Origin of the sequence: Cupriavidus sp. 2SB (assembly GCF_005503625.1) — a bacterium.
Classification (GTDB): domain Bacteria; phylum Pseudomonadota; class Gammaproteobacteria; order Burkholderiales; family Burkholderiaceae; genus Cupriavidus.
The window spans coordinates 1-5553 of sequence record NZ_SCMX01000144.1; the positions used below are offsets into that span (position 1 = coordinate 1).

A 5553-nucleotide genomic window follows, 5' to 3' on the forward strand; every position below is an offset into this window, starting at 1 on the left:
GGTCTGTGCCGCCGCATCGGGAATGCCTCCCGCTGGAAAGGTTGCAGGCAGCAGCGCCAACAGCAGGGCCGGTCGCAATCTGCGGAGTCGGACGTGTCGCAGGCCTGACAGGAGTTCCTTCATATGGGGCGCCCTGTGAAGATTGCGCAGCAGTTCACTGCGGAGAGAAGGTACTGCGTGGCGAATATAGCACGTGGAAAACGGCCAGCAGCAAGGCTTTCCGGGCGGCATGCAGTGAATTAAGAAAGATTCAATTCAGACCCGCGTTGGTATTTAAATAATTAAATTCTGAAGCGCCGAAATTGCCGGAGTGCGGTAAGTTCGACAATTTCCTGAAGCGCGGCATGCAGATTTTGCATAAGGGCAGGAAGGGGCGTGTGGAAGAATGCCGGTACACCTTTCTCTTTCCGAGCCTTCGAAAATCGCCATGTCCCAAGCTGCCGCCGAACCCATCGTCTTCCTGAACGGGGACCTGCTTCCCGTCTCCGAAGCCCGCATTCCTGTCCTCGACCGGGGCTTCATCTTTGGCGACGGCATTTACGAGGTCATTCCCATCTACAACGGCAAGCCGTTTCGCGGGGCGCAACATCTGGCGCGCCTGGCGCGCAGCCTGGATGGCATCGGCATTCCCAATCCCTATACGGAATCGGAATGGCACGCACAGATCCAGAAGGTGATCGATGCCAACGGACTGGCCGACCAGATGATCTACATGCAGGTCACGCGTGGCGTGGCCAAGCGTGCGCATGCCTTCCCGAAGGAAGTCACGCCTACCGTGCTGATCATGACCAATCCGATGGTGCTGCCTCCGGCTGCCTCGGTGCAGCAGGGCGTGGCATGCGTGACGATGGAAGACCGCCGCTGGCTCAACTGCCAGATCAAGTCAACGTCGCTGCTGGGCAATGTGCTGGCGGCCCAGGTGGCGGCCGAGGCTGGCGTGACCGAGGCCATCCAGTTTCGCGACGGCTATCTGACCGAGGCATCGGCCTCCAATGTGTGGGTGGTCAGCCAGGGCCGCGTGGCCGCGCCGCCGAAGGACAACCTGATCCTGGAAGGTATCCGCTACGGCCTGATGGAAGAACTGTGCGCCGCGATGGACATCTCGTTCACGGCGCGCCGGATTGCGCGCGACGAAGTGTTCGGCGCCGACGAGGTGATCATCTCGTCGGCCAGCAAGGAACTGCTGCCGGTGGTGACCATCGACGGTAAGACCATCGGCGCGGCCAAGCCGGGTCCGGTGTTCCAGCGCCTGTATGCGGCATATCAGGCGGCCAAGGCGGCGCTCTGATCGCCTGCTGCCCTGGGGGATGGCCGCGTGCTAGGATGGCCGCGGACCAACCACCGACAGGAGGCGGCTCATGGCCAAGCGCGAGCGCAGCCGGCGGGTCATCAAGGAAGAGGTGAGCCGACGCATTCAGCAGATCGACGAGATCGCGGACGAGGGCATGCGCGTGCGTGTGCCCGATCCGGTGCCGCACGCACGCGATGCGCGGGGCCGCAACTGGGACATGGGACGCTTCGGCAATGCGCGCGGCTACGAGCAGGCGATCCGCGCCGTCGTGGACGATGTACGCGACGAGTTCGATCTCGGTGACGATCCTCCGAGCGCCGTGCCGAACCCGTTCGGCAACTAGGCGTTCTCAGCCAGGCAGTCCCGGCCAGGCCGTCTGTGGCTGCCAGCCCGCGATAGCCGCAGCCGGCAGGGGCTGCGCGAACAGGAAGCCCTGTCCCACGTGGCAGCCTTGTTCGAGCAGAAACTGGCGCTGGAAGGTGCTGGTCACGCCCTCTGCCACCACGTTGAGATTGCGGGCCCGGCCGATGCGGATCACCGCCTCCACCAGCGTCCGCGTGGCCTCGCTGGTTTCCAGGTCAAGCAGGAAACTGCGATCCAGCTTGATTTCTTCCACCGGCAGGCGCGTCAGCCGGCTCAGGCTGGAGAACCCCGTCCCGAAGTCATCGATCGACAGCCGCACACCAAGCCGCCGCAGCGTGGCGATGGTTGCGATGGCTGTCTCCGCCTCGGCGGCCTGTTCCAGGAAGACGCTTTCCGTAATCTCGATGGTCAGCTCGCCCGGCGACAGGCCGTTGGCCTGCAGCGCTTGCGCCACTACTTCGGAGAGAACGGGATCGCGGATCGACAGCGGCGACAGGTTGACCGACATTGCCGGCACGGCCGTGCCTGTCTGACGCCATTGGGCCTGCTGTGCGCAGGCCTCGCGGATGGCCCAGTAGCCCAGTTCCACGATCAGGCCCGACTCCTCGGCCAGCGGCACGAAGACCGCAGGCGGCACATCGCCCCGTCGCGGATGTGGCCAGCGCGCCAGTGCTTCCACCGCCCACAGGTTGCCGGAAGCCAGGTGGATCTGCGGCTGGTAGTGCATGCGCAACGCGCCATCGGCGATGGCATCGCGCAGTTCGAGTTCGAGCGCACGCCGGTCACCGAGCCGGCGCGCCAGCGACGCATCGTAGACGCACACGTGGTTGCCGCGTTCGCGTGGCCGGCGCCGCTTGGCCTGATAGACGGCCAGGTCCGCATGGTGCAGCAGCGTGGCGCGGTCCCGGCCGCCATCGCCGCCCGGGCCGCCCAGCACACTGATGCCGATGCTGGCCGACGGTATCAGGCGATGGCCGTGCGTCAGCACGACCGGTGCCGACAGCGCGTCGAGCAGCGCATGGGCGGCGGCAAGGGCGCGGTCCTGTGCGTGGTCGGGCAGCAGGATCGCGAACTCATCGCCCGAGAGCCGGCCTGCGACAGCGTCGGCATGGCAGTTCAGTGCCACGAGTTGGAGCCGCGCAGCCACTTCGGTCAGGAATCGGTCGCCCGCGCCGTGGCCCTGCACATCGTTGACATGCTTGAAATCGTTCAGGTCGATGAACAGCATCGACAGGGGCGTGCCGCCGGCATTGGCCTGGGCCACGGCGTCGTCGGTGCGCGATAGCAGCAACTGGCGGTTGGGCAAGCCGGTCAACGCATCGTAGGAGACCAGGCGATGGATGCGGTCCTGCGCATGGTCGCGCGCCAGCGCCAGCGCGCAGAGATTGGTGGCCACGGCCACCAGGTTCTCGTGGAAGGCGTCGGGCAGGCGCGGCTCGGCAAAGCACAGTGCGAAAGTGCCGAGCACACTGCCATCGGCGGCGCGTACCGGAGTCGACCAGCTAGCGGCGAGTCCGGCGGCCAGCGCCGCTTCGCGCAGCGGTTCCCAGCGGGAATCCCCAGCAATGTCGTAGACGGCCACGGGTTGGCCCAGAAAGGCGGCGGCACCGCAGGACCCCGATTCCAGCCCGATGGGCAGGTCGCGGAATGGCGCCAGCGCGGCCGGATCGGCCGAGGGCATGGCCACGAGCTTGAGCCGGCCATGCTCCACGCGCATGACGGCCGCAATAGCGCCGGGAGACATGCGCTCCACGCTGCGACACAGGTCGGCCATTATTTGGTGCGAGGGGACGTCGCGTGCCAGGGCCGCCACCGCCTCTGCCGCGGCGGCCAACAGGGTGACCTGGTTGCGCGCGTTGACAGCGACCACGGCATTGATCGCCTGTTCCAGCGCCTGGGTACGCATGCTTTCTGACTTTCTCTTTTTATGGGAAATACGTGAGTACACGCGCCCGGCGATCTCCCTCAATCGTCGTACCTCTGCATGCACCCCGGGAGTGTAAGGCGGCTATCCAATGGCCAGAGGCAGGGTTTGCCCGCGCTTTTGTAGAAATGACAATGCGGTCAACCCCTCTTTCGGGGTCGTGCGGGCATACGGGCCTTGATGGAGGCGGATCGCGCCGTGAAATCGGCGGAATTAGAGGGTTTACTCAGGAGCGGACAATGAAGCGGCCGAGCCCAGCATCAATCCACGGTGACAATGATCGCCACGCGGCGGTTCTCTGCACGGCCAGCGCTGGTGTCGTTGTCGGCAATGGGCCGCGTCTTGCCCAGGCCGCGCACCACCAGGCGGTCGCGCGTGAAGCCGCACGCGCCCAGCACGCGGGCCACCGCTTCGGCGCGGCGCATGGAGAGCCGCAGGTTGTACGCGTCGGAGCCGGTGTTGTCGGTGTGGCCGTCTACGTGCAGCACGTCGATGCCGGCTTCGCTGAGCCGCCGGCCGATCCGGATAACCGTGGCCGTCTGGTCCAGCGAAATAGCGTCGTCGTCGAACTTGAACAGCACCTTGTTCGTACGCCCCAGTTCCCAGCCGTGGTCCGTCAACTGAAATCCCTGGTCTTTCAGGACGCTGACCTGGGCGGGTGTGAGTTTGCCAACCGGTTCGGGTTCGGGCGGGCTGGTCGCGCAACCGGCCAGCGCAAGCATGATGACCGTAGTCTGTATCAGCAGTGCGCGGCGGGTGAGCTCGGACATGGTCGTCAGGCCTGCCGTTGCGGCGGAGCGGTCTCGGCAGCGTGCCAGGTGGCCCCCGAATCCCGCTTGGCGCCGTACATGGCGGCGTCGGCGGCGTGGAGCAGGGCCGCGCCATTGCGGGCATGCACCGGGAAGACAGCCAGTCCGATACTGAGCGGCGCCATGACCGAGTTGCCGTCGGGCAGGTCGATGGGTACGTTCATCGCGTCGAGGATGCCCTCGGCGGCGCGGATTGCATCCTCGGGCTGGCGCAATGCCTCGATCAGGACGGCGAACTCGTCACCGCCGAGCCGGCCCACGGTGTCGGATTCACGCAGGCAGCCCCGGATGCGCTCGGCAATGCCGACCAGCACGACATCGCCTGCCGCGTGGCCATGGCGATCGTTGATGCCTTTGAAATCGTCACTGTCTAGATAGAGCACGGCGGCGTACTGGTTGCGGGCGGCTGCGGTGCGCAGCGCCTGATCGAGCGCTTCGGCAAACGCGGCACGGTTGAGCAATCCTGTCAGCCCGTCGTGGGTGGCGCGGTGCGCCAGCGAACGGTTCTCCCGCTGCAACTGCTTTTGCCAGGCTTCCAGTTCGTCGAGCAGGACATTGAAGTCCTCGGACAACGCGTTCAGTTCCTCGATCCGCGCTGGCGGCATGCGCTGGCCGAAAGCCCGTTCGGACCGCACCGCGTGCGCCACCCGCATCAGGTTGCGCAACGGATCGATGATGTCGCCCAACATCCGGCTGGACATGTAGTGCGCGCCCACGGCGGTCACCAGCAGGCACGCAATCAGCCCCAGCGTGCCTTGCAGCAGGAAGTGGAGCAGGGCGATGGGGTCGCCCACCACACGCACGGTGCCTACCTGCTGGGACTCATGGATGATCGGTTGCTCGGCAGGGCCGGAGGTCAGCAGTTCCCCGGCAATCTGGCGCAACGCCGGAAAGCGGTCCTGGCCGGGCCGCCGCCATGTGGCCAGCAACTGGCGGTCGCCGTCGTAGACCGCCACGGTGGCCACGTCCTCGGTGGAGGCAATGACCGACAGCGCATCGGCGGCAGCGGCCTGGTCGCCGAACACGACCGGGGCTTCCACCGTATAGGCGATGGAACGCGCCACGAGCCGCAGGTTGTGATCGGCATAGGCGCGCAGCGCGGTCATGCCAAGCAGTGTCAGGGAGATGCCAGCCATGAGCACCGCGATCAGCGCCACGCTCAGGTG

The 5553-nt window shown here is 66.0% G+C and carries 5 protein-coding genes; 2 read left to right on the plus strand and 3 right to left on the minus strand.

Translation table 11 applies throughout. The features are described from left to right. Positions 1–427 precede the first annotated feature (427 nt). Positions 428–1288: a D-amino acid aminotransferase gene (locus tag FFS21_RS31440; protein ID WP_137928586.1), complete on the plus strand. Its 861-nt coding sequence runs from the start codon at positions 428–430 to the stop codon at positions 1286–1288. 70 nt (positions 1289–1358) lie between these two features. Beyond that, entirely contained in the window at positions 1359–1634 is a 276-nt protein-coding gene (locus FFS21_RS31445; RefSeq protein WP_137928587.1) for a hypothetical protein, read from the plus strand. Between the two features lie 6 nt (positions 1635–1640). Here the strand turns inward: FFS21_RS31445 and FFS21_RS31450 are convergent, their stop codons facing one another. The 3 genes from FFS21_RS31450 to dgcN form a co-directional block, all read right to left on the minus strand. Beyond that, positions 1641–3560 (minus strand): putative bifunctional diguanylate cyclase/phosphodiesterase, encoded by a 1920-nt coding sequence (locus tag FFS21_RS31450; protein ID WP_137928588.1) that lies wholly within the window; start codon positions 3558–3560, stop codon positions 1641–1643. A 278-nt stretch (positions 3561–3838) separates the two neighbouring features. Further along, a complete protein-coding gene (gene yfiB / locus FFS21_RS31455) occupies positions 3839–4348 on the minus strand; it encodes an outer membrane lipoprotein YfiB (protein ID WP_137928589.1) in 510 nt (169 codons plus the stop codon). A gap of 5 nt (positions 4349–4353) precedes the next feature. Further along, positions 4354–5553, minus strand: a 1200-nt coding sequence (gene dgcN, locus FFS21_RS31460) for a diguanylate cyclase DgcN/YfiN (protein WP_137928590.1), incomplete at its 5' end; no start/stop codon positions are given.

Excerpts from the sequence above, each read along its gene's own strand:
- FFS21_RS31440 (WP_137928586.1), top strand. The coding sequence starts at position 428 with ATGTCCCAAGCTGCCGCCGAACCCATCGTCTTCCTGAACGGGGACCTG.
- FFS21_RS31445 (WP_137928587.1), top strand. The coding sequence starts at position 1,359 with ATGGCCAAGCGCGAGCGCAGCCGGCGGGTCATCAAGGAAGAGGTGAGC.
- FFS21_RS31450 (WP_137928588.1), bottom strand. The coding sequence starts at position 3,560 with ATGCGTACCCAGGCGCTGGAACAGGCGATCAATGCCGTGGTCGCTGTC.
- yfiB (WP_137928589.1), bottom strand. The coding sequence starts at position 4,348 with ATGTCCGAGCTCACCCGCCGCGCACTGCTGATACAGACTACGGTCATC.